Here is a 25,057-nt window from a genome sequence, read left to right on the forward strand (position 1 = left end):
ATTGAGATTTTTATATCGAAACTTTTTCATTAAACATTCGATATTTCTTATTTCACAGGGTAAATATACTAACAAAAGAACCTTTAAAAAATGGTGTTAACCGTAATTTAATCTCGTAACAATTTGATAATCTTAACAACACAAAAACATAACAAGTCGGTAACATGGACTTCACAGAGCGGTTCTTTCTTTGCAAAAAAATATTAAGACACAAACACAACACTGAAAAAAAATGAAATTCAATTTAAGATTTCTCTTTATTGCATTATTTATCTGTACGATTTCGATCGCACAAAACAAAGGTACGATTTCTGGGGTTCTAACTGATAAAGACATGAACAACGCATCGTTACCATTTGCTAATGTTTTAGTTAAAGGTACAAATATTAGCGCAAATACAGACGTAGATGGAAAATATTCATTGAGCGTAAATCCTGGAAACTATACTTTAATTTTTAGTTTTTTAGGATATGAATCGGCAGAAGCTCCTGTAACTGTAAAAGCCAACGAAACTGTAACAGTTAATCAAGGGCTTTCATCAGGAAGTTATACTCTTAAAGATGTAGTGGTTCAAGCTTCAACTGGAAGCAAGCAAAAAGAATCTGCTTTACTTTTAGAACAAAAAAATGCTGTAGATATTAAACAATCAATCGGCGCACAAGAACTTTCTCGAAAAGGAGTTAGCGATGTTGCAGCTGCAGTTTCTAAAACTACTGGTATTACAAAACAAGAAGGTACTGGAAACATTTTCGTAAGAGGTTTAGGTGACCGTTACAATTCTACAACAATGAACGGATTGCCAATTCCTTCAAACGATCCAGAAAAGAAAAACATAAATCTTGAAATTTTCTCTACAGATATTTTAGAGTATGTTTCTATCGACAAAGTTTACAGCAGTAAATTATACGGAGATTTTGCCGGAGGTAACGTAGACATCATTTCTAAAGATTACAAAGGAAACGGATATTTTAAAATCGAAATGGGTTCTAATGTTAACACAAATGCATTGGCCGAAAAAGATTTTAAATTGCAAAAAGGGATTAATAGTTTTGGTTTCAGCAATCCATCAATTCCAAACAATCCTCTTACTCAATACAACTACAACACTTTACAAATGGATGGCAAAAATCCGTTTGCTGGTTCAATAGGAATTTCTGGAGGAAAATCTTTTAATGTTGGTGACGGAGGAAAATTAAGCTTCTTCGCTACAGCTAATTTCAGCAACGAATACAATTCAATCCGTAACGCTACAGCAAAAGGTGGTGTAAACGGTGCTGGAGTTGCAAACAAAGATTTCTACTCTTACACTGATATGGGGTACCAAACAAATTCTACAGGTTTACTGAATGTTGGTTACAAAATTAATTCAGACAACAAAGTAAGTTTTAATACCGTATATATCAATACTTCATCTCAATCAAAAGAAGAATATGCAGGATACATTGTCGATCTTGCTAACAACGGAAACGGTTTAATTCGTCGTTTTAACTATGAAAAAAATAGTCTTTGGATCAATCAATTACTTGGAGATCACAAATTAACTGATAGATCTAAATTAAACTGGGGAGTATCTTACAACATTATTGATGGTTCTATGCCAGATAGAGCGCAAAACACTTTTAGAAATGAAGCTGCTGGTTATGTTTTATCTTCTATCTCTAGACCAGATAACCACAGATATTTCCAAAAACTTAAAGAAGACGAATTAGCGGCTAACCTTTCTGTTGATTACAAATTCAACAAAAATGCTGATGACGAATACAAAGGAAAATTCACATTAGGAGCTAGCGGAAGAATTAAAAACAGAAATTTTGAAGCTTCTCAATACAATTTCTTATCTCAAGCAGGTTACACAAATACAATTGTAGATCCAAACAACTTAGATTTGTTTTACAATGAAGCAAACTTAAACAATGGATATTTCAACATTTCAACTTTTAGAGGAAACTCTCAAGTATCAAATGCTTTAGATCCTCAAACTTATGATGGTAAACAAACTATCTTTGGAGGTTACTTAAACACAGAGTATAAATTCAACCCGAAATTGACAGCTGTTTTAGGTTTACGCGCAGAATCTATTGTTCAAAATGTAGATTGGGACACGCAATTAGGTGACGTTGGTAGTGACGAATTAAGCAAAGTAGCATTCTTGCCAAGCTTAACAATGAAATATGAATTGAACGAAAAACAAAATTTACGTTTAGGATTCAGTAAAACATATACACTACCTCAATTTAAAGAAAGAGCATTATTTGTTTACGAAGAAGTATTACAAGTAAAAGTGGGTAACCCGTACTTATACGAATCTGACGATTACAACTTAGACCTTAAATGGGAAATGTTCCCTGCTAGCGACGAGTTAATTTCGTTTACTGCTTTTGGAAAATACATTTTGAACCCAATGAACGAAGTTACAATTGCCTCTTCATCAAATGATATTTCTTACATTAACACTGGAGATTACGGATATGTAGCAGGAGCCGAAGTAGAATACCGTAAAATGCTTTTCAATTTTGACGATGTTAATGCTAAAAAATTATCTGCAGGTATTAACGCATCTTACTTGCACACAAGCCAAGAGCTAAATGCAGACAAAGTTGACAGAGAAACTGATTACCAAGTTGTATTTACCAATACTAAAAGCCAATTTACAGGAGCTTCAGATTTATTATTGAATGCAGACCTTTCTTACTTGTCAGAGTGGGAAAATGATAAAAGTTTAAATACAACGGTTGCTTATACTTATTTCTCAGATCGTATTAATGCTATCGGAACAAACGGAAGAGGTGACTTAGTTGACAAAGCTTTTGGTTCATTAGACTTTATTGCTAAATCTAAATTGAACAAAAACTTAGGATTAGATTTTGTTGTAAAAAACATTCTTGATCCAAAAATCAACAGAGTGCAAGAAAATGCTTCGGGAGATGTAAATATTTTATCATACAAAAAAGGGTTAGGATTAAGCTTCAAACTTAACTACACTTTCTAATCAAATAGTAAATAATAATAGAGAAAAGGCCAGTTATTAAACTGGTCTTTTTTTATTTCTATAATTACAAAACCGCGCGGGTTCTAGGCTAGCAAAAACAATTTATTTTCAGTTTACAAACCTAACATTCTCTTAATATTAAATACAGTTTTTGTTAAACTAACAATCACGGTTTCTTAACATCTAAAAAGGATTTCTAAACCATCTTTGCCTCAAGAAATTAAACACAAAATTATCAACACAATTATGAAAAACTCAATTGTAAAATTAATTGGAATTGTTACTTTATCTGCAGGTTTATTCACAAGCTGTTCATCAAGTGACGACAACAACAAACCAACATCTACATTTGTTGTAAACGCAAATGATTTTAAAGGAACAATTACTGACGGAGAAGTAGTTCTTGATGCAGGAACAACTTACAAGTTAACAGGAAAAATTCAAGTTAACTCTGGCGCTACTCTTACTATTCCTGCTGGAACAGTAATTCAAGGAGTTGGAGGAACATCTTCTTATATTGCAATTGCACAAGGAGCTAAAATTAATGTAAACGGTACTGCTGCAAAACCAGTAATCATGACTTCTGGTTTAGCTACTAAAGGTGCTGGAGACTGGGGTGGATTAGTAATCTGCGGAAAAGCACCAATTAACCGTGTAACTGGTGGTGCAAGTACAGCTCAATCTGAGGTTGCTGATTTAACTTACGGTGGAACTGTTGCTAATGATAATTCTGGAGTAATTAGATTCTTAAGAATCGAGTACGCTGGAGCTGCTTTCAACACTGAAAAAGAATTCAACGCACTTTCTTTCTTCGGAGTTGGTTCTGGTACTGTTGTTGAAAACGTACAAGCTTTCCACGGTTCTGATGACGGATTCGAATTCTTCGGTGGAACTGTAAATACTTCTAACTTAGTTGCTATCGGTAACGAAGATGATCAATTTGACTGGACTGAAGGATGGTCTGGAACAAACACTAACTGGTATGGTAAATTAGCTTTCGGAAAAGGAAACAGAGGAATTGAAGCTGATAACTTCGAATTAGGATACGCTAATACTCCAATCGCTAACCCAACAATCACTAACATGACTCTTGTTGGACCTGGAAGTGCTGCAGATGCAACTGTATACACTGAAAACCAAGGTATCAAATTCAGAAGAGGAACTAAAGGTCAAGTTTCTAACGTAGTTTTAAGCGGATGGAAAACTGGTATCGATGTTGAAAACGATGAAACTATCGCTTTTGTACCAACAGCTTTAAAAGTTTCAAACGTACTTTACGTTGCTGATGTACCTACAAAAACTAAAGGTAAGAAAACAGACGGAACTTCTGCTGACGTAGCTGCTGTATCAGTAGAATCTGCTACTGCAACTGGAGCTGGAGCTGGTGTTGCTCAACCAACATGGGCTGCTGGATGGACAGTAGGTTTCTAATTACCTCGAAAACATAATGTTAAAAACATCCTAAATCTTTAGGATGTTTTTTTTTGGCGTACTTTTTGTATTTTTTTTTGTATATTTACATTAATCAAATATACGCGATGGCAAAAAACTACTTTTATATTACTTTCTTATTGGCATTTTTCTTTACTGTAAGCGTTTCAGCGCAAGACAGCAAGCAATTACCAAAAACTCAGGAATCTACTTCTATTGAGGGTTTAAGCTTGTATCCTAACCCAGTGACAAATGGAAAAGTCTATATCTCATCTAAAAACGATTTGGAGAAAGAAATTATTGTGTTTGACATCTTAGGCAAAAAAGTATTGCAAGCGCATTTAGTCTCAAGAGAGCTGAACGTTTCAGAATTACCGCCAGGTGTTTACATCATCAAAATAAGCGAACAAAATGCATCGGCAACCCGAAAACTCATTATAAGATAAAGCTCCTTTGGAGCTTTTTTTAGTTTTCAGTCGCAGTCACAGTTTTCAGTTACAAATTTTGCTGAAAACTGTAACTGAAAACTGTGACTGAGACTGCGACTGAAAACTAAAAAATAGATATCTTTGCAAAAAAAAGTTTTGATTACAGCCAGCGATATCTTTACCATTTCGAGTCAGAAACAATTTGAAAAAATAGCACTAAAAGTGTTTCGTTTTCAGCACGAGAACAACAAAGTCTATCGCGACTTTTGTGATTTTTTAAAAGTCAATCCGCAGCAGGTAAAATCGTTGCAACAAATTCCTTTTTTACCCATTCAGTTTTTCAAAAGTCATGATGTCGTTTCTAATTCAGATCCTGCGCAAGTAACTTTTACCAGCAGCGGCACAACCGGAATGATTACCAGCCGACATTTGGTTACCGATGTTACGCTTTATGAAGAAAGCTACCGCAAAGGATTTTCTCAGTTTTACGGCAATATCGAAGATTATGTTGTTTTAGCCCTTTTGCCGTCTTATTTAGAACGTGAAGGCTCTTCGTTAATTTATATGGCAGAAGATTTAATAAAACTCTCCAATCAGCCTGAAAGCGGGTTTTATTTGCACAATCACGACGACCTAATCAAAAAACTTCTTGAACTTGACGAAGCAGGCCAAAATGTAATCTTAATTGGTGTCACTTACGCTTTGTTAGATTTAATAGAAAAACATCAATTCAACCTTCAAAATACCATTATTATGGAAACTGGAGGCATGAAAGGAAAACGCAAAGAAATGATTCGTGAAGAATTGCACGATATTTTATGCAAAGGTTTCGGGGTTTCATCTATTCATTCAGAATACGGAATGACCGAACTTTTAGCGCAAGCCTATTCTTTAGGCGAAGGCGTTTTTGAATGCCCTTCTTGGATGAATATTTTAGTTCGCGATCCAGAAGATGCTCTCACTTACGTGAAAGACGGAAAAACGGGCGGAATTAATGTAATTGATTTGGCTAATATCAATTCGTGTTCTTTTATCGCTACGCAAGATTTAGGCAAAAAAAATCCCAACAATTCTTTTGAAGTATTGGGACGTTTTGATAATTCTGATATTCGTGGCTGTAATTTGATGGTTCTTTAAATTGGTTTAACCGTTTATTTGTGTAATCGCTAATCGTTTAATGCAAAATCGATTAAACAAAAAATCAATTCTCCTCGACTACGCCAATACTATCAATACTTTCTTTTTTTAGAAGTGTTTTTTCTTTTTCGCCTTTATTTTCTAGCAACCTGTAGACGCCGTAACAGGTAAGACCTCCACACAGCATAAAAAGAATATTCCAACCTAGATTGGTAAAACTTTCATCATTAACACTTTCTAATCCATTAATAAAAGCCGACAGAAGTCCAAAAACAAATCCCGCAACGAGAGTGCCTCCATAATAAGATACTATTCCGATTATAAAATAGCCCCATTTGTTTTTATCATATTCTTCGGCCAAACCCGTGAATCCTTTCCAGATCCAGTAAATAAATAAAATTCCAATCATATTCAGTTAAGTTAGTTTTAGGGAATAAACTTAATAAAAAAAGACTCTGTTTTCATTATCAACGAATTAAAATAAGAAATCCCAATATTCTTTCGAAAATTGGGATTTATATTTTTAGTTTAACCGTTTTACAATCGATTAAACAATTAATCAAATAAACGGTTAAACAACTCTTATCACAAAATAATTTTTCTTTCCGCTTTGCAATAACACAAATTGATTATTAATTAAATCATTTGCAGTTAAAACGAAATCTTCTTTTATCTTTTCTCTGTTTACAGAAATTGAATTTGCAGTTAAAGCACGTCTCGCTTCTCCATTTGATTTAAAGAAACCAGTTTTTTCGTTCAAAACAGTAATAATCTCCAATCCGTTTTCTAAATCAGCTTTTGCGATTTCAGCTTGAGGAACTCCGTCAAAAACTTCTAAAAAAGTCGTTTCATCCAGATTTTTCAAATCTTCTGCAGTTGAATTTCCAAACAAAATATTCGAAGCCTGAATTGCTTTTTCTAATTCTTCTCTATTGTGAACAAAAACAGTGATTTCTTCTGCTAATTTCTTTTGTAAAACTCTTAAATGCGGAGCTGTTTTGTGCTCTTCAATTAATGCATCAATAGTCTCTTTATCTAAGAAAGTAAAGATTTTAATATATTTCTCAGCATCTACATCTGTTGTATTTACCCAAAATTGGTAGAATTTGTAAACAGAAGTTTTATCAGCATCCAACCAAACATTTCCACCTTCAGATTTTCCGAATTTAGATCCGTCTGCTTTTGTAATTAAAGGAGTTGTTAAGGCGTAAGCTTTTGCATTTTCACCTCCCATTCTACGCACTAATTCTGTACCTGTGGTAATATTACCCCATTGGTCAGAACCTCCCATTTGTAGAATACAATTGTTGTTTTTATATAAATGATAAAAATCGTAACCTTGAATTAATTGGTATGTAAACTCTGTAAAAGACATTCCCTCACCTTCACCGCTAAGTCTCTTTTTTACAGAATCTTTAGCCATCATATAATTTACGGTGATTCTTTTTCCAACTTCACGTGCAAAATCGATAAAAGAAAATTCTTTCATCCAATCGTAGTTATTCACCATTACTGGTGCATTTGCTTCGGTTGAATTAAAATCTAAGAAACGAGACAAAACACTTTTGATTCCAGCTACGTTTTTAGCTAAAGATACTTCATCAAGCAAGTTTCTTTCATCAGATTTACCAGAAGGGTCACCAATCATTCCTGTTGCTCCACCAACTAAAGCGATCGGTCTATGTCCGAAATTCTTTAAGTGAACCAATAAAATAATCTGGACCATACTTCCGATGTGCAGTGAATCTGCCGTTGGATCAAAACCGATATAGGCAGTGGTTGCTTCTTTTAGCAATTGTTCTTCCGTTCCAGGCATACTATCATGGTATAACCCGCGCCATTTTAATTCTTCAACTAGATTCTTCATTTTTTTAAATAATTTGCGCAAATATAAACAATGGCAATGGTAATGACAAAAACTTCTGCCACTAAGGCTCTAAGACCAAAAAAGTTTTGCCACTAAGTCACAAAGGTGCCAAGATTTAAAAAAAACTTTGTGCCTTCGCGCCTTTGCGGCAAAAAACAAAAAACAAAAACTTTGCGCCTTCGCGACTTTGCGGCAAAAAAACAAAAACTTATCTTTACAAAATGGTATTAGTAACTGGAGGAACTGGTTTAGTTGGCGCACATTTATTGCTTCATTTAATTGAAAATGGAGAAAATGTTCGGGCAATTTATAGAACTAAAAACAATATTCAGAAAACAAAATCTGTTTTTGATTTTTACAAAAAAGCGGACTTGTTTGAAAAAATCAATTGGCTTGAAGCCGATATTTTAGACGTCCCTTCATTAGAAACTGCTTTTATCGATATCAAACAAGTATATCACAGCGCAGCTTTTATTTCGTTTGAACCAAAAGACGAAGAAATCCTTAGAAAAACCAACATCGAAGGAACTGCTAACATCGTCAATTTTGCTATTGCCAAAGAAGTAGAAAAGTTTTGCTACATCAGTTCGATTGCGGCTTTAGGAGATATTGCTCCGCACGAAACCCACATTACAGAAGAAACAGATTGGAATCCTGAAAAACCGCATAGCGATTATGCCATTTCTAAATATGGTGCCGAAATGGAAGTTTGGCGCGGACATCAAGAAGGCTTAAATGTTATTATTGTAAATCCGGGAGTTATTTTAGGTCCGCCAAAAATGATGGATATTTTTAACGAAGGAAGCAGCGAAATCTATAGAAAAGTTTCTAAAGGAATTCCTTTCTACACATTAGGAAGCACTGGTTTTATTTCGGTTGATGATGTTGTAAAAACGAGTTTTAATTTGATGAAAAGTGAAATAAAAAACGAACGTTTCACACTTATCTCAGACAATATTGTTTTTAGAGACCTTTTAAACACGGTTTCAGATGCTTTAAAAGTAAAAAGACCGCATATTCATGCAAAGCCTTTCCTGATGAATGTATTATGGATTGCTGACGGAATATTTTCTACTTTATTTTTCAGAAAAAGAAGCATTACAAAAGCGACTGCAAAAGCTTCGTACTCCAAGAATTTGTATAGTAATGAAAAAATAAAAACCGCTCTAGGAACGGTTTTCACTGATATACATCAATATATTAAATACAGCGCTAAACTATAGTTTTTTCGTTCTGTCTCTCATTTGCATGCGAGCTCTTCTTATAGAATCGTCATTAACTTTTGGAGCTGGTTTTTGAATAGAATCTTTTGAGGTTCCTTTAGCTTTCTTTTTACTTTCCTTAGCTGCTTTTTTCTCATCAATTTTAGCTAAAGAATCTGCTGCTCTTTGGTTTACAGAAATCCTTTTATTTACCTCATCAAACATATCTTTATAGCTTTCATAATCTGAAGCATAATACATATTGTTTTGAGCAAATTGAAGACTATCTACTTTATACTTTTTTAAAATAAACTTCGTCGGATCATTTTCTATCGAGTCCAAAGACAATGGTTTCTGATATCTCATTGCTTCCAAAAGAGACAAATCATACATAATATCAATCATCTTTCCTTTCTCAATAAGCTTTGCTGGCTGTTTTACAATCTCTTTTTTACAGCTTATAGAAAGAAACAAAACCAATATTATTACTATAAAATTCTTCATAGTTACTTTTTATCTGTCAAACAATAATCTTTTACCAGCTTTGGTATCTTTTACTTTGAAGTTATTATAAACCAATTCACCGTTTACAAAAGTATGAGTAATTCTAGATTTGAAAGTATATCCTTCAAACGGAGACCATCCGCATTTGTATAAAATATTTTCTGATTTCACGCTCCAAGGCAAACTCGGATTAACGATTACTAAATCGGCATGGTATCCTTCTTTGATAAAACCTCTTTTTTCAATTTTGAAAATCTTAGCTGGATTGTGGCACATTTTCTCCACGATTTTTTCCACCGTAATTTTCCCTTGATGATGCGCTTCAAACATTGCTACAACCGCATGCTGAACAAGCGGCCCTCCAGAAGGCGCATTCAAATAAGACTGCATTTTTTCTTCTTTTGTATGAGGCGCGTGATCTGTTGCAATTACATCAATTCTTCCATCGTTTAAAGCTTTCCAAAGTTCTGCACGATCTTCCGCAGTTTTAACCGCAGGATTCCATTTAATGAAATTTCCTTTTGTTTTATAATCTTCATCTGTAAACCAAAGATGGTGTACGCAAACCTCTGCCGTGATTTTTTTATCTTCTAACGGAATTTTATTCGTAAACAATTCCATTTCTTTCGCAGTAGAAAGATGGAAAATATGCAATCTAGCTCCAGTACGTTTTGCTAAAGCTACTGCTTTTGAAGAAGAAATGTAACACGCTTCGGCACTTCTAATTAAATTGTGCGCCGTTACCGGAACATCGTCACCATATTGCTCTTTAAAAGTGGCAAGATTATTTTTAATTGTAGTTTCATCTTCGCAGTGAACCGCAATTAACATCGGCGTACTTGAAAAAATCTTTTCTAAAACCGCTTCATTATCAACCAGCATATTTCCAGTTGATGAACCTAAGAAAATTTTAATTCCAGCAACATTTTTTGGATTCGTTTTTAAAACTTCTTCCAAGTTATCGTTGGTTGCTCCCATCATAAACGAATAATTCGCAAATGATTTTTGAGAAGCAATTTGATATTTATCTTCTAATATTTCCTGAGTAACCGCATTCGGAACCGTATTTGGCTGTTCGATGAAAGAAGTAATTCCACCCGCAACCGCAGCACGAGATTCCGATTCAATATCGCCTTTATGTGTTAAACCTGGCTCTCTAAAATGCACTTGGTCGTCTATCGCACCCGGCATTAAATAACTTCCTTCAGCATCAATTACAATACAATCTGAAGTTTTTAATGAAATGCTGTCTGCAATTTCAACAATCAAATCGTTTTCAATTAAAACATCACCTTCAAAAATTGTCCCTTCGTTTACAATTTTGGCATTTTTTATTAAAATCCTGTTCATTTCGGTTGGTTTATAATGAATTGACTAATTTTCTTAATCTAAGCGAAATCACTCCAAGTATAGCTTCTTTAATAATGGCATTGCTCATTTTAGAAACTCCTTTTGTTCGGTCTGTAAAAATAATTGGGACTTCGGTAATTTGGAATTTGGCACAATAGGTTCTGTACTTCATCTCGATTTGAAACGCATATCCAACAAATTTTATTTTGTTCAGATTGATTTTTTCTAAAACCTCTCTCTTATAACAAACAAAACCTGCTGTTGCATCGTGAATTTTCATTCCTGTAATAAATTTTACATAAACAGATGCAAAGTAAGACATTAAAACTCGGCTTAGAGGCCAGTTTACAACATTTACTCCAGTTACATAACGAGAACCGATGGCAAGATCTGCTCCACCAAAATGGCAGGCATCATACAATTTTTCTAAATCATTTGGGTTATGCGAAAAATCGGCATCCATTTCAAAAATAAATTGATAGTCACGCTCCAAAGCCCATTTAAAGCCATGAACATAAGCGGTTCCCAATCCAGATTTTTTTGCTCTTTGTTCTAAAAAAAGTCTTCCTTGAAATTCTTCCTGTAAAGCAATGACTTTTTTAGCAGTTTGATCTGGAGAATTATCATCTATAATTAGCAGATGAAAAGGTTTATGCTGCGAAAGTACAGCCCTTACTATACTTTCTATGTTTTCAATTTCGTTATATGTGGGAATTATGACAATGCTATCATTCATTTTTTTCTCGGTAATTTCACCGCAAAAGTAAACTTTTTATAGCATTTGATTCATAATAAATATATAATAAAAGTATTGCGCCAAAAAATTACTAATTTTGTATCGCTATGATTGAACAACTTCATCCTCGAATAATTGAAAACAAAGACTGGGCAACACTTTTATTTGTGCTGACCTTTGCCGTTGTTGCCATGACAAAATCTGCTTACGAAACAAGATTTAGCGAATTTAGTAAACTTATTTTTTCTGATAAATACGCTAAAATTTATCGAGACAATAGCCACATGAAAAACAGCTTTACAGTTGGTTTGTTTTTTGTGCAGGTTGTATCTTTTGCCTTTTTTATTCTGCTTACGATGAATATTTTTGGTCATGCATCAAAAACCGACTGGGTTTTGTTTATTCAGATTGCTACTTTTCTGCTTTATTTCATTTTAGGAAAGTATTTAATCGAAAAAATTGTAGCAGCTTCATTCAATATTGACGACTTTGTAGAGCTATTTAATCTGCAAAAAGTAACATACAGGACGTATATTGGCGTTTTAATCCTTCCAATTAACGCTATTTTGTTTTATTACAACAATATTCCGCAGGTTATTCCGTTGGTAATCATCGGTATTTCCTTGTGTATTAGCGTATACTCCTACTTTATTTCAATTAAAACGTATCAAAACGTAATTATCGGCAAGTTATTTTATTTTATTTTATATCTTTGCGCTCTTGAAATAGCCCCTTATTATTTTCTTTATTATTGGATTACAAAAGGGAGTGCTTAGAAAATATTTATAATATGAAAGTGAAAACAATTTTGGTGTCACAGCCTGAACCTAAAGTGGAGAATTCTCCTTACTTTGAGCTCCAACAAAAACACAAAATAAAAATTGATTTCAGACCATTTATTCATGTAGAAGGGGTTAGCGCAAAAGAGATTCGATTACAAAAAATCGATCTTAATCATTACACTGCGATCATTTTAACAAGTCGAAATGCTGTAGATCATTTTTTTAGAGTTGCTGATGAAATGCGTTACAAAGTTCCAGAAGGGTTGAAATATTTTTGTCAATCTGAGGCGGTTGCGTTTTACCTTCAAAAGTATGTTGTGTACAGAAAACGTAAGATTTACGTTGGAGCAAAAGATTTTGCAGATTTATCTCCGCTAATTAAGAAGTACAAAGATGAGAAGTTTTTACTTCCTGCATCTGACCAATTAAATGCAGATGCTCCTGTTACATTAAACGGTCTAAAAGTAGATTGGGCACAAGCTATTTTTTACAAAACTGTAATGAGTGATTTATCTGATTTAGCTGATGTTTATTATGACGTTTTAGCTTTCTTCAGTCCAACTGGAATTAAATCATTGTTTAAAAACTTTCCAGATTTCAAACAAAATGATACCAGAATTGCTGTTTTCGGAAGTACAACTCAGAAAGAAGCTTTAGACCATGGTTTAAGAATTGATATTCTTGCTCCAACTCCTGAAACGCCTTCTATGACAATGGCTTTAGAAAAATACGTAGCAGAAGCAAACAAAGGAAAATAACCTTATACAAAATATACTCCCGAAACTTCGGGATTAAAAATCCAAATTCCAAACTAATCACTTGGGATTTGGATTTTTTTTATACAAATAATCGAAATGCCAAAATTTGGAATTTAGAATTTCAATATTGGGATTTCATTATCAGTTTCGGAATTTGAAACTTAAAAAATTGGCATTTCCATTTTCAGAGCATTTTAACTACATTTGATTTCTATTGATAACCCAAATCAAAAAAATAGTTTCAAATTGTAAGTTATGAAAATCAACTCCCTTTTAATTGAAATTGACGGAATCGACAAAGAAATTCTTCGTTATTTAATGGATGACGCCCGAAAACCAATCCTGCAAATCGCTAATAAAATCGGAATTTCTGGAGCCGCAATTCACCAGAGATTAAAAAAACTAGAACAATCGGGCGTTATTTCTGGATCTAAGTTTACTGTAAATCCAAAAGTTTTAGGCTATAATACCATGGCTTTTGTTGGAGTTTATTTGGACAAAGCTTCAAGAAACTCAGAAGCGGTAAAAGAACTTAGAAAAATTCCAGAAGTTTTAGAATGCCATTACACCACAGGAAACTGGTCTGTTTTAATTAAAATTATCTGTCGCGACAACGAACATTTAATGCAACTTTTAAACACAAAAATTCAAGCCATTGAAGGAGTTTCAAGAACAGAGACTTTTATTTCGTTAGATCAGCAGATTGATAGACAGATACAGCTTTAGAATTAGAAAATGTGCCAATTTGAAAATTAGATAATTTAAACCTTATGTTCAATCGCCCTGAAATCAAAACATTATTATTTGCTATAGGGTATTTTATAATGTTCATCCTTATAAAAACATTCCAGCCTGTCAGCCATGCGCATGTCCCAAATATCAGTGATCTTTTTTTCTTGCTGTCAATTCCCGTAAGCATCATTTACAGCATATTCCTTCTTTACAAATTTTTCAAATCAGGAAATAAAAATTATGCAAATGCCATATTCATAGTAGCTGTTTCATGGGCTATATTTTACAATTTATTAAAATACCTTATATATTAAAATAAAAACCCGACATGTTTAAAAACTGTCGGGTTTGCTATAAATTATCTAATTGACTAATTATCTCAATTAACCAATTAGTTTCTCCTACTTCCAGAATAAATCGAAATATAGTACAACAACGTTGCAATCGAACCAATTGCCGCTACTACATAAGTTCTTGCAGCCCATTTCAGAGCATCTTTTGCTCCAGCCTGCTCTTCTTGCGTAAGCATGTGTTTGTTTTCTAACCAAGCCAAAGCACGGTTACTAGCATCGTACTCTACCGGAAGCGTAATAATCGTAAACAAAGTTGTTGCTGCAAAAATCACAATTCCGACCAACAATAATCCAGGGAAAACTTTAATCATAAGAATTCCTGCAAGTAATATCCATTGTACAAAATTAGATGCAACGCTTACAATCGGTACTAATTTAGAACGCATTGTTAGCCATTCGTAACCAATTGCGTGCTGAACGGCGTGACCGCATTCATGCGCAGCAACGGCTGCCGCGGCGGCATTACGATGATTATAAACCGCTTCGCTTAAATTTACTGTTTTATCTGATGGATTATAATGATCTGTCAACTGACCTGGCGTTGAGATAACACGAACATCTGTAATTCCGTTATCGGCAAGCATTTTTTCCGCTATTTCGCGTCCGCTCATTCCGTTTCTCAATTGCAATTTCGAATACAATTCAAATTTGCTCTTCAGTTGCGAACTTACCAACCAGCTGAATAACATTATAGCTCCAGCAATAATTAAATATCCTGATCCCATTTTTTTGTGTTTTTTAGATTGATTTTTAAATTTACAAAACAAACTGCAAAATGCGAACCATTTTAACAAAATGCCATTTTGACATTTTTATACCATTTTTGACTTAATTCAGCATGTTGTTTTTGAGCAGAAAAGCAATCAATTCTGCCACATTTTTCATTTTATACTTTTGAAGAATATTTCGTCGATGCGTTTGAACCGTTAAAAAACTTAAAAACAAATCGTCGGCTATTTCTTGAGTCGATTTTCCTTGCGAAAGCAACAAAGCAATATCGCGCTCTCTTCGGCTTAAAGCCGGAATTCTTTCTAAATCTTCAGACAAAGGCTGACTGATGATGGTTTTCACTTCTTCACTAAAAACAATTTCGCCGTCAATTGCTTTGTAAATGCACTCTTTAAATTCTTCAAAAGAAGCATTTTTAAGAATATACCCGTTACCGCCATTCTGAATAAACTGCATGACCAAACTTCTCTCAGATTGGCTGCTCATACCTATAATTACAATTTTAGGATGTTTTTGTTTGATTGTTTTACACAAATCCACTCCATTTATTACAGGAAGAAAAATATCCATTAAAATCAAATCTACGTTATTGTCTTCGATATAATCTAAAAGCGCAATTCCAGATTCGAATTTTTCAACAATCTCTATATTATCTAATTCCGACAATAGTCCTGCAATTCCAGAAATCACAATTGGATGATCGTCTACTATTACCGTTTTATACTTCATAATTATGATTTGGGTTATACTTTAATTCGATATAAGTCGAAGTTCCTTTATCTTGAACAGAATCTATTTCTATTTTTCCATTTAGAAAAGCCACGCGATTTTTAATATTTCGCAAGCCCATTCCGTCTCTCTTTTCAGCATATGCAACATTGAAACCAATTCCGTTATCTTCAACCGTAATAAAAAACACATCTTTATTTTGCGAACACGAAACTAGAATTTGAGAGGCTTTAGCATATTTTAAAGCATTATTTAAAAGCTCTTGAATGATTCTGAAAATCATAATTTTAAAATGCTGTGGCAAACTTGTTTTTTTAATTAAATATTGAAATTCAATCGCAGTTTCGGCAGTTGAATGTGAAGCGCACAAATCTCTAAGCGCATGCTCGAGTCCTAATTTCATCAAACTTTCAGGCATTAAATTCTGAGAAATATTACGAAGTTCTTTTATCGAATCATTTAGCATTCCGTTTATATTCGGCGCATTTTCTTTGTTTTCGCGTTCAGCAAGATTCAAATGAATTTTCAATCCAGAAAGCATACTTCCTAGTCCGTCGTGCAAATCTCTGGCGATTCTTTTTCGTTCGATTTCTTCACCTTCAATCAACGCATTAGAAATAGATAATTTTTGCTCATTTTCTAAGGCTTCGAGCTCTTGTTTATGATTGACTTCTTTTTGAAAACTTATTTTTTTCTGATAATTATTCCAGCTCCACAAAAACAAAACCGTCAAAAATAACACAAATGAAAGCACTGCAAAAAGCATCATATTCAAACGATTGTTATTAACCTGCAGAACTGCTTTTTCATTTTCAGACTGCAGCAAACCAATTTTCTTTTCACTTTCTGCTTTTTTATATTTTGCTTCAAGCTCTACAATTTCATTTTTCAGTTTTGCATCATTCAAACTATCATTAATAACATTGTATTTATTTGAATAATAATAGGCTTTCGGATATTCCTTAGTCGCATTATAAACCTTTGACAATTCTTTATAATAGTTTTTCTTATCGATTATAAAAGGCGTTTTTTCTACCAAATATTCTAAATTGCTTTTGGCTTTATCATAATTTTTAAGTTTAAAAAGCACTTCATATTCTGCAAACTTCAATCGGTTTACTGCAATAGCATTATTATGGCTTTCAGCCGATTTTATTCCTTTATTAAAACTTGCTAATGCTTCAGAATGCTTATTTTGTTTGGCATAATAAATCCCTTCTGAGTAAAAATAAGAATCATTTAAGTTCGATGTTGGATATTTTTCTAAAGTCGAATACGCTTTATCGAGAATTTCTTTAGCATCATAGAAATGTTTAAGCTCTACTAAATTCTCAGCATTTATAATATAAGTTTCCATTCGAGATTCTGCTAAAGTTGCAGATTTTTTCGTGGCACTTTCAATATATTTTTGCGCTTGATCCAGATATTCTGCAGCTTTTTCGCGTTCATCATTATTCATAAAAATAATAGCGACAGCTTTATTTAAAGCACTGATCAATTCGTAATCGCCACTTCTTTTAGCAATCGGAATCGCTTCATTGACAAGCAATTTCATATACTCGTTTTCATTATTCTTGCGCTGCTGCATTATGCCGTAATTCTGAAGTATAACAGCACGAAGTTTATACGCTTCTTTATTACGATATTTTTTGAGTTTGGCGTTTGCATCTAGCAACGCTTTTTCGAAACCTTCCAAATCGCCTTTTTCAACAAAACTATAAGCATTATAAAAAATAGAAGCGTCTCTCAAAAAAGGAAACTTAACTTTTAAATGATTTGCCTGCTCAAGATATTCTTTAGATTTTTTCGCGTCCTGAGACATCAAAAATAGTTTTGACAATCTGAAACTATTCAAACTTCTGATACTATCGGATTTTGTGTTTTTTGTGATTTTAACAATACTGTCAATATAAACCGTATCGTCATCTAATGAAAGGATTACTTGTGAATTGGAAATTGCGGTAAAAAATAAAAAAAATAAAAAGGCGTAGATTCTCTTCATAAATATGGCATTTACTCAAAGTTATTAAAGCTTAACGACTTTCAAAAAGAAATCACTCTCTTTTACCTGATATCAGGTAAAAAAAAATACATTTTATCAGGTATTGACCTATCAGGTTTAAGAAGGTAATTTTGTTATAATCTGAATATTAATCAAAGAATATATTATGAAATCAATTTTGAAAACCTTAGCAATAGTATTGACTCTTGCTTTTACCGCGGTTTCTTGCAGCAGCGATAATGACGATAAAGGATCTAGCTCAAGAGATGTTAAATACGAAATAACTGGAAATTACACTGGAACTTCATCTACTACTTATTTTGAAAAAGGAGGAAATGTATTAAATGAAGATCTCACTAAACTTCCATGGATAAAAGAATTTACTGCTGAAGCAAAATCTTTAGGCGCATCTTTAAGCGCTAGCGGATACGGAGGTGTTGCTGGACAAACGCTTACTGGAAAAATTTATGTTGGCGGAAAAGTTGTAAATGAGGTAACTGCAACAGCAAATGGAGATGGAATAATTGTATTATCACTTACTCCCTATGTTTTTCCTCAATAATTGAAAAAATTAGAATTTAAATTATTTGTTTTTGGTAAAAAAGCTTCGTTTATACGAAGCTTTTTTTATGCAAAGAAGCTAAGATAAACGAAGTCAAAGACCTGCAATCTAAATCGCCAATCTTTGTAGAGTTACTGGCGTTGTCTTCGACTTCGCCCAGACTGACAAAACGAAACAAAAAAATTTCAAACTGATTCTGGTAATTTTCCGCCACGAATTCACGAATTAATTGCAAAAAAAATCGTGAATTCGTGGCGGAAAAAATTGCACAAAAAAAATCCCAAACTCTAATAGATTTGGGATTTTAAATATTTAGATTTTATTTGATTAACCAACCAAATTGATAATCTTTCCAGGAACGATAATCACTTTATTTGGTGTTCTACCGTCTAATTGTTTTTGCGTTCTTTCGTCTTTCATTACGATTTCTTCGATTTGTTCTTTGGTTAAATCTAAAGGCAATTCGATTGTGAAACGCATTTTTCCGTTGAAAGAAACTGGATATTCTTTATTGGTTTCGATCAAATGTTTTTCTTCGAAAATTGGGAAAGCAACATCAGAAATTGAAGTTGTGTGTCCTAATTGCGACCATAATTCTTCAGCAATATGCGGCGCGTAAGGTGAAACCAAAATTGCTAAAGGCTCTAAAATCGCTCTTGAATGACAGTTTTGAGAAGACAATTCGTTCACACAAATCATAAATTGCGAAACCGAAGTATTGAAAGAGAAATTCTCAATATCATCAGCTGCTTTTTTGATTGTTTTATGCAACGTTTTCAAATTGTCTTTTGTTGGTTCGTCGTTGTTTACGATTAATCCATTATCATCAAAATACAATCTCCATAATTTTTTAAGAAAACCAAAAACTCCTGAAATACCGGCAGTATTCCAAGGTTTTGCTTGCTCTAATGGCCCTAAGAACATTTCGTACAAACGTAATGTATCAGCTCCGTATTCATCACAAATATCATCTGGAGTAACTACATTGTATTTCGATTTTGACATTTTTTCAACTTCGCGACCAACAATGTATTTTCCGTTATCATCTAAGATAAATTCCGCACCAGCGTAATCTTCTCTCCAAGCTTTGAATTTTTCAACATCTAATTCATCAGAAGAATTAACCATTGAGACGTCAGCGTGGATTGGCTGCACTTTTTGATCACCAATTTTATTTTTAGAAACAAAACTATTTGTTCCTTCAATTCTATAAACAAAAGCACTAGTCCCCAAAATCATTCCCTGATTGATCAGTTTTTTGAATGGTTCTTCAGTTGGAGCAAAACCTTTATCTTTTAAGAATTTGTTCCAAAAACGAGAATACAATAAGTGACCTGTTGCGTGCTCGCTTCCTCCAATATATAAATCTACACTTTCCCAGTAAGCCAAAGCTTCTTTGCTTGCAAATTCATTTTCATTGTGCGCATCCATGTAACGCATCCAATACCATGAACTTCCCGCCCAACCTGGCATTGTGTTTAATTCTAAAGGAAAAATCGAAACATTGTCAACTAAATCTGTATTCACAACTTTATTTTGGTTGGTATCCCAAGCCCAAACTGCAGCATTTCCTAATGGTGGCAATCCGTCTTCAGTTGGCAAATATTTCTCTACTTCTGGCAAAATAATTGGCAAATGTTGTGTGCCAATCATTTTTGGAAGTCCATTCACATAATAAACTGGGAATGGCTCACCCCAATAACGCTGACGAGAGAAAACAGCATCACGCAAACGGTAATTGGTTTTTCCAGTTCCCTGACCAATTTCTTCCAGTTTTTCGATTGCTTTTTTAGTTCCTTCTTTATAATTTAATCCGTTTAAGAAATCAGAATTTGCGATTTCAACGTTGTCTTTTGATCCGTAAGCAGCTTCAGAAATATCAACATTTGCGAAGATATTTTTGATTTCCTGCATTCCGTTTTGACCTTTAAAGAAATTAGCAAAAGCATAATCTCTTTCGTCACCGCAAGGAACCGCCATAACTGCTCCTGTTCCGTAACCTGCCAAAACATAATCTCCAATCCAAACCGGAATTGGTTCTTTAGTAAATGGATGTTCTGCATATGCTCCAGTAAATACACCAGAAATCGTTTTTACATCGGCCATACGCTCACGCTCAGAACGTTTAGAAGTTTTTTCGATATACGCTTCAACAGCTTCTTTTTGTTCTGAAGTTGTAATTTTAGCAACCAAATCATGTTCTGGTGCCAAAGTCATAAATGTTACTCCGAAGATTGTGTCAGGACGAGTTGTGAAAACATCAATTACCTCATCGTGATTTTTCACATTGAAAGTAACCATTGCTCCAACTGATTTTCCAATCCAGTTTCTTTGTGATTCTTTGATTGATTCACTCCAATCAATATCATTTAATCCGTTAAGCAAACGCTCTGCATATGCAGAAATTCGCATGCTCCATTGTGTCATTTTTTTTCTTATAACAGGAAAACCTCCACGCTCAGAAACTCCGTTTACGATTTCGTCATTTGCCAAAACCGTTCCCAAACCAGGACACCAGTTTACTTCTGTTTCTGCCAAATACGTTAATCGGTATTGAAGTAAGATTTTTTCTTGTTCGTCAGCCGAAAACGAGTTCCATTCGCTTGACGAAAAAGCAATAATATTTTCATCCGAAACTGCTTTTACATTTGCATTTCCTTCTTTTTCAAAAATGGAAACCAAAGTCGAAATATCTTCTGCTTTATCTGAATTTTTATTGTACCATGAATTGAACAATTGGATAAAAATCCATTGTGTATGTTTGTAATAATCCGGATTTGACGTACGAACTTCGCGCGCCCAATCAAATGAAAATCCGATTTTATCTAATTGTTTTCTGTAACCAGCGATTTGCTTTCCTTCTTTATCAACTCCACCGTCAATGTTTACACGAGTTGTATCTTCTGGACGCTGACCTGTCTGAATTGCATATTGCTCTGCTGGCAATCCGAAACTATCGTATCCCATTGGGTGCAAAACGTTGAATCCTTGGTGTCTTTTGAAACGAGAATAAACATCTGAAGCAATATAACCCAGCGGATGCCCAACGTGTAATCCCGCTCCTGACGGATAAGGAAACATGTCTAAAACATAATGTTTCGGTTGTTCAGAATTATTTTTTGCGGCAAAAGTTTGATTTTCTGCCCAATATTTCTGCCATTTGGCGTCTATTTCGTTTGGATTGTATTTCATTTCTAAGTGACTAAGATTCTAAGTGACTAAGGTTCTAAGGCTTTTCACTAAATTAATTAAGGCGCAAATTTACATTTATTGCGCATTGTACCAAAGCTATTTCATTGACAAACAAATAAAATTACTTTTTACGTATTCTGCGTTAAGTAAAAATACTTATTATTGTATTGAAATAATACTTATTTATTCTAAACTTGATGACTGAAAATAAGAAATATAAAGTTGAAGTCCGCGTTTGGATTGAAGAAGCGGAAGGCGCATTTCTCGGAATTGGGAAAATCTGGCTTCTTGAAAATATCAAGAAAACGGGTTCGATAACTAATGCTGCAAAAGAAATGAAAATGGCGTATCGTCAGGCTTGGCAATTGGTTGAAGAAATGAACCAACGTGCTGAAAGTCCGTTAGTGGAAAAACTTTTGGGCGGAAAAGGCGGTGGCGGAGCAAAATTAACCGAAGCCGGCGAACGAGCAATTGCTGTTTTTTATGAAATTGAAAAACGCATTAAAGATTTCGCGCAAAAGGAAACTCGAAATTTAAAATTTTAATACTTCACCGCAAAGTTCGCAAAGTTTTTACCAGTAAAGCTTTGCGAACTTTGGGTTTTACAAATCATTCAAACTCAAAAAATCTTTGTGCACTTTGCGGTTAAATGACATTTTATTCAATACGGAATCGTACATTTATAGTATAAAAGTTCGTTAATAACTTTAAATAAAGAAATTCTTTATTATTTTTACCACATAATTTAAGCACAGTATGAGTTCTAACTTTGATAAATTTCAAAAGCGCAGGTTAATTTCCTCTTATTTTTCGGTAGTATTAAGTGTATTCTTGGTTTTATTCCTTTTGGGAGTACTGGGATTATTCATTATTAATTCTAAACAGCTAGCCGACGATTTTAAAGAAAAAATCGCAATGACAGTTTTCTTTAAAAATGAAGCAAACGACAGTATTATCAAAGCATTTAATACTGAACTTAAAAGAGCGCCTTTTGCGAGATCTTTTGTTTATGTTACAAAAGAAAAAGCAGCAAAAGAACATACTGATATCATCGGAGAAGACTTCTTAACTTTCTTGGGAGAAAATCCGTTATTGAATTCATACGACATTCACTTAAAAGCAGATTATGTAGAAAGAGACAGTATTGTTAAGATTGAAAACAACTTTCGCAAAAATGCTATGATTTCAGATATTGTTTACGACAAACAATTGGTAAATCTGGTAAATGACAATATTAGAAAAGTAAGTATGTGGATTTTAATTATCAGCGGTTTCTTGACTGTAATTGCTGTATTATTAATCAATAGTTCACTTCGTTTATCGATACATTCAAATCGTTTTATCATTAAAACTATGCAGATGGTTGGCGCTACAAAAGCGTTTATCCGTAAACCATTTGTAATGCGAAGTGTAAAACTTGGAATGCTTGGTGCAGGTTTGGCAATTATTGCTTTAATCGCACTTTTACTATATGTAGATACTAATTTTCCTGGTTTAGGAATTCTAGAAGATAAAGCTTTAACTGGTTTAGTTTTGGTTGCCGTTTTCGGATTAGGAGTTTTAATTACTTGGGTTAGTACGCATTTTGCAACACAACGTTTCTTGAATTTAAGAACTGACGATCTTTATTAATTTTAGATTGCTGATTGTAGATTTTAGATTGAAATAAATTGCCCTTCGCTTTGTTCGGGGATAAAAAAATAAAAAATGAAAGACAACAATAAAGAACAACAAGTTCAAAAACAAGAATTTCTTTTTGACGGAATTAATTATAAAATCCTATTAATCGGAATCGCGGTTATAGCACTTGGATTTGTTTTAATGTCTGGCGGAGGAAGTAAAGATCCAAATGTTTTTAATGAAGACATTTTTAGTTTTAGACGTATTCGTTTAGCGCCAACAACTGTTTTAATCGGTTTCGGAATCACGATTTATTCTATATTCAAAAAATCAAAATAGACTTGCTTAGACATTTTAGACTTCTTATATATTTAATCTTTTCTAAAAAATATAAGAAGTCTAAAATGTCTAAGAAGTCTAAAAATCTAATTTAAATGAACACATTACAAGCTATTGTTCTTGCCATTATTGAAGGAATTACAGAGTTTTTACCTGTTTCTTCAACAGGTCACATGATTATTGCTTCTTCATTTTTTGGAATCGCTCACGAAGATTTCACCAAACTTTTTACCATCGTTATTCAGCTTGGCGCTATACTTTCGGTTGTGGTTTTATACTTCAAACGCTTTTTTCAAACACTTGATTTTTACTTTAAACTTTTAGTTGCTTTCATTCCTGCGGTTGTTTTAGGATTATTATTAAGCGATTTTATTGATGGCTTATTAGAAAATCCAATAACGGTTGCAGTTTCTCTTTTAATTGGAGGAATTATTTTATTGAAAGTCGACGAATGGTTTAACAACCCAAATACAGCTGAAACTTCTCAAGAAATCAGTTACTTGCAAGCTTTTAAAATTGGATTATTTCAATGTATTGCGATGATCCCTGGAGTTTCTCGAAGCGGAGCCAGTATTGTTGGCGGAATGTCTCAAAAATTATCAAGAACTACAGCTGCAGAGTTTTCATTTTTCTTAGCCGTACCTACCATGTTAGGCGCAACTGCAAAAAAATGTTATGACTATTATAAAGCTGGTTTCGAATTGTCTCACGACCAAGTAAACATGCTTGTTATCGGAAACATTGTTGCTTTTGTTGTAGCGCTTTTAGCGATTAAAACTTTCATCGGATTTTTGACTAAAAACGGGTTCAAAGTTTTTGGTTATTACCGAATTATTGCCGGAATCATTTTATTATTGATTCACTTTTTCATTCATCCGCTTACTATTATATAATGACACCCGAAGAATATTTAGAAGGTCAGGTTTTATTGATTGACAAACCTTTAAAATGGAGTTCATTTCAAGCTGTCAATAAATTAAAATACCTTTTAATTAATAAAGTTGGACTTCCAAAAAAGTTCAAAATTGGCCACGCAGGAACTTTAGATCCTTTAGCTACTGGGCTTCTATTGATCTGTACAGGAAAATTCACAAAAAGAATTTCCGAATTACAAGGTCAGGCAAAGGAATACACAGGAACATTTTACATTGGAGCTACTACTCCATCGTATGATTTAGAAACGGAAATCGATCAGACTTTTCCAACCGATCATATAAATGAAGATTTGATTCACGAAACTGTAAAACAATTTTTAGGCGAAATCGACCAGAAACCGCCAATTTTTTCTGCGATTAAAAAAGATGGTGTTCGCTTATATGAACACGCTCGTGCAGGCGAAACAATAGAAATTGCAAGCAGGAAAACTACAATTCACGAATTTGAAATTACAAGAATCGCATTACCTGAAATAGACTTTAGAGTAGTTTGTTCTAAAGGAACGTATATTCGTTCTTTAGCTTACGATTTTGGCAAAGCAATGAATTCTGGCTCGCATTTAACCGTTTTACGCCGAACTAAAATTGGCGATTATGACGTAAAAAATGCAATTGACATTACTTTATTTGAAGAAAGTCTAAAATAAAAAAGCACATTACTTTTTATTTAGTAATGTGCC

General features: G+C 33.7%; 23 protein-coding genes. 14 read left to right on the plus strand and 9 right to left on the minus strand.

Annotated elements, in window-relative coordinates; all coding sequences use genetic code 11:
- Nucleotides 1-232: 232 nt before the first annotated feature.
- The 4 genes from QLQ96_RS02845 (at nucleotide 233) to QLQ96_RS02860 (ending at nucleotide 5,985) form a co-directional block, all read left to right on the plus strand.
- Complete coding sequence (locus QLQ96_RS02845) at nucleotides 233-2,989, plus strand: TonB-dependent receptor (protein WP_482494503.1); 2,757 nt, start codon at nucleotides 233-235, stop codon at nucleotides 2,987-2,989.
- Nucleotides 2,990-3,235: 246 nt separating this feature from the next.
- On the plus strand, nucleotides 3,236-4,420 hold the full coding sequence (locus QLQ96_RS02850; RefSeq protein WP_482494504.1) for a hypothetical protein: 1,185 nt from the start codon (nucleotides 3,236-3,238) through the stop codon (nucleotides 4,418-4,420).
- A gap of 107 nt (nucleotides 4,421-4,527) precedes the next feature.
- The gene (locus QLQ96_RS02855; RefSeq protein ID WP_482494505.1) at nucleotides 4,528-4,866 is read left to right on the plus strand and encodes a T9SS type A sorting domain-containing protein; all 339 of its coding nucleotides are present in this window, start codon (nucleotides 4,528-4,530) and stop codon (nucleotides 4,864-4,866) included.
- A gap of 138 nt (nucleotides 4,867-5,004) precedes the next feature.
- Nucleotides 5,005-5,985, plus strand: a complete 981-nt coding sequence (locus QLQ96_RS02860; RefSeq protein ID WP_482496912.1) for a LuxE/PaaK family acyltransferase — start codon at nucleotides 5,005-5,007, stop codon at nucleotides 5,983-5,985.
- Nucleotides 5,986-6,049: 64 nt separating this feature from the next.
- On the opposite strand, the gene QLQ96_RS02865 is transcribed toward QLQ96_RS02860, so the two are convergent.
- Both QLQ96_RS02865 and tyrS read right to left on the minus strand, forming a co-directional pair.
- Complete coding sequence (locus QLQ96_RS02865; RefSeq protein WP_482494507.1) at nucleotides 6,050-6,394, minus strand: hypothetical protein; 345 nt, start codon at nucleotides 6,392-6,394, stop codon at nucleotides 6,050-6,052.
- 162 nt (nucleotides 6,395-6,556) lie between these two features.
- Nucleotides 6,557-7,852, minus strand: a complete 1,296-nt coding sequence (gene tyrS / locus QLQ96_RS02870; RefSeq protein ID WP_482494508.1) for a tyrosine--tRNA ligase — start codon at nucleotides 7,850-7,852, stop codon at nucleotides 6,557-6,559.
- Nucleotides 7,853-8,073: 221 nt separating this feature from the next.
- Here tyrS and QLQ96_RS02875 point away from each other — a divergent pair, with 221 nt between their 5' ends.
- Entirely contained in the window at nucleotides 8,074-9,075 is a 1,002-nt protein-coding gene (locus QLQ96_RS02875; protein ID WP_482494510.1) for an NAD-dependent epimerase/dehydratase family protein, read from the plus strand.
- Here the strand turns inward: QLQ96_RS02875 and QLQ96_RS02880 are convergent.
- Genes QLQ96_RS02880 through QLQ96_RS02890 form a run of 3 tightly spaced genes read right to left on the minus strand, consistent with a single transcriptional unit; the run spans nucleotide 9,070 to nucleotide 11,644 of the window.
- Entirely contained in the window at nucleotides 9,070-9,558 is a 489-nt protein-coding gene (locus QLQ96_RS02880; protein WP_482494512.1) for a DUF4296 domain-containing protein, read from the minus strand. The genes QLQ96_RS02875 and QLQ96_RS02880 overlap by 6 nt on opposite strands.
- Nucleotides 9,559-9,567: 9 nt before the next feature.
- Complete coding sequence (locus QLQ96_RS02885; RefSeq protein WP_482494514.1) at nucleotides 9,568-10,908, minus strand: dihydroorotase; 1,341 nt, start codon at nucleotides 10,906-10,908, stop codon at nucleotides 9,568-9,570.
- Between the two features lie 10 nt (nucleotides 10,909-10,918).
- The gene (locus QLQ96_RS02890) at nucleotides 10,919-11,644 is read right to left on the minus strand and encodes a polyprenol monophosphomannose synthase (RefSeq protein ID WP_482494516.1); all 726 of its coding nucleotides are present in this window, start codon (nucleotides 11,642-11,644) and stop codon (nucleotides 10,919-10,921) included.
- Between the two features lie 107 nt (nucleotides 11,645-11,751).
- Between QLQ96_RS02890 and QLQ96_RS02895 the strand changes: the two genes are divergently transcribed.
- The 3 genes from QLQ96_RS02895 to QLQ96_RS02905 all read left to right on the plus strand — a co-directional run bounded on the left by QLQ96_RS02895 (nucleotide 11,752) and on the right by QLQ96_RS02905 (nucleotide 13,910).
- Entirely contained in the window at nucleotides 11,752-12,420 is a 669-nt protein-coding gene (locus QLQ96_RS02895; RefSeq protein WP_482494518.1) for a DUF4271 domain-containing protein, read from the plus strand.
- 14 nt (nucleotides 12,421-12,434) lie between these two features.
- Nucleotides 12,435-13,184: a uroporphyrinogen-III synthase gene (locus QLQ96_RS02900; protein WP_347050869.1), complete on the plus strand. Its 750-nt coding sequence runs from the start codon at nucleotides 12,435-12,437 to the stop codon at nucleotides 13,182-13,184.
- 255 nt (nucleotides 13,185-13,439) lie between these two features.
- The gene (locus QLQ96_RS02905) at nucleotides 13,440-13,910 is read left to right on the plus strand and encodes an Lrp/AsnC family transcriptional regulator (RefSeq protein WP_008465121.1); all 471 of its coding nucleotides are present in this window, start codon (nucleotides 13,440-13,442) and stop codon (nucleotides 13,908-13,910) included.
- A 397-nt stretch (nucleotides 13,911-14,307) separates the two neighbouring features.
- Here the strand turns inward: QLQ96_RS02905 and QLQ96_RS02910 are convergent, their stop codons facing one another.
- The 3 genes from QLQ96_RS02910 to QLQ96_RS02920 form a co-directional block, all read right to left on the minus strand.
- A complete protein-coding gene (locus tag QLQ96_RS02910) occupies nucleotides 14,308-14,994 on the minus strand; it encodes a zinc metallopeptidase (RefSeq protein WP_308852342.1) in 687 nt (228 codons plus the stop codon).
- Nucleotides 14,995-15,097: 103 nt separating this feature from the next.
- Nucleotides 15,098-15,727, minus strand: a complete 630-nt coding sequence (locus QLQ96_RS02915; protein ID WP_482494521.1) for a response regulator — start codon at nucleotides 15,725-15,727, stop codon at nucleotides 15,098-15,100.
- Nucleotides 15,717-17,729: an ATP-binding protein gene (locus tag QLQ96_RS02920; RefSeq protein ID WP_482494523.1), complete on the minus strand. Its 2,013-nt coding sequence runs from the start codon at nucleotides 17,727-17,729 to the stop codon at nucleotides 15,717-15,719. The genes QLQ96_RS02915 and QLQ96_RS02920 overlap by 11 nt, the downstream gene beginning before the upstream one ends.
- Nucleotides 17,730-17,895: 166 nt before the next feature.
- Here QLQ96_RS02920 and QLQ96_RS02925 point away from each other — a divergent pair, with 166 nt between their 5' ends.
- Entirely contained in the window at nucleotides 17,896-18,291 is a 396-nt protein-coding gene (locus QLQ96_RS02925) for an MmpS family transport accessory protein (RefSeq protein ID WP_482494525.1), read from the plus strand.
- Between the two features lie 327 nt (nucleotides 18,292-18,618).
- Here QLQ96_RS02925 and leuS read toward each other — a convergent pair whose 3' ends face one another.
- On the minus strand, nucleotides 18,619-21,483 hold the full coding sequence (gene leuS / locus QLQ96_RS02930) for a leucine--tRNA ligase (RefSeq protein ID WP_482494526.1): 2,865 nt from the start codon (nucleotides 21,481-21,483) through the stop codon (nucleotides 18,619-18,621).
- Between the two features lie 197 nt (nucleotides 21,484-21,680).
- Here leuS and QLQ96_RS02935 point away from each other — a divergent pair, with 197 nt between their 5' ends.
- The 5 genes from QLQ96_RS02935 (at nucleotide 21,681) to truB (ending at nucleotide 25,024) form a co-directional block, all read left to right on the plus strand.
- Nucleotides 21,681-22,028 carry a winged helix-turn-helix domain-containing protein gene (locus tag QLQ96_RS02935; RefSeq protein ID WP_482494528.1) on the plus strand — a complete coding sequence of 116 codons (348 nt, stop codon included), beginning with the start codon at nucleotides 21,681-21,683 and terminating at the stop codon, nucleotides 22,026-22,028.
- Nucleotides 22,029-22,239: 211 nt separating this feature from the next.
- A complete protein-coding gene (locus QLQ96_RS02940; RefSeq protein WP_482494530.1) occupies nucleotides 22,240-23,115 on the plus strand; it encodes a cell division protein FtsX in 876 nt (291 codons plus the stop codon).
- A gap of 75 nt (nucleotides 23,116-23,190) precedes the next feature.
- On the plus strand, nucleotides 23,191-23,442 hold the full coding sequence (locus QLQ96_RS02945; protein ID WP_482494532.1) for a DUF3098 domain-containing protein: 252 nt from the start codon (nucleotides 23,191-23,193) through the stop codon (nucleotides 23,440-23,442).
- Nucleotides 23,443-23,537: 95 nt separating this feature from the next.
- Nucleotides 23,538-24,335, plus strand: a complete 798-nt coding sequence (locus QLQ96_RS02950; protein ID WP_482494534.1) for an undecaprenyl-diphosphate phosphatase — start codon at nucleotides 23,538-23,540, stop codon at nucleotides 24,333-24,335.
- The gene (truB, locus tag QLQ96_RS02955; protein WP_482494536.1) at nucleotides 24,335-25,024 is read left to right on the plus strand and encodes a tRNA pseudouridine(55) synthase TruB; all 690 of its coding nucleotides are present in this window, start codon (nucleotides 24,335-24,337) and stop codon (nucleotides 25,022-25,024) included. Before QLQ96_RS02950 ends, truB begins: the two co-directional genes overlap by 1 nt.
- Nucleotides 25,025-25,057 lie beyond the last annotated feature (33 nt).

This window comes from Flavobacterium sp. B167r, assembly GCF_056824315.1.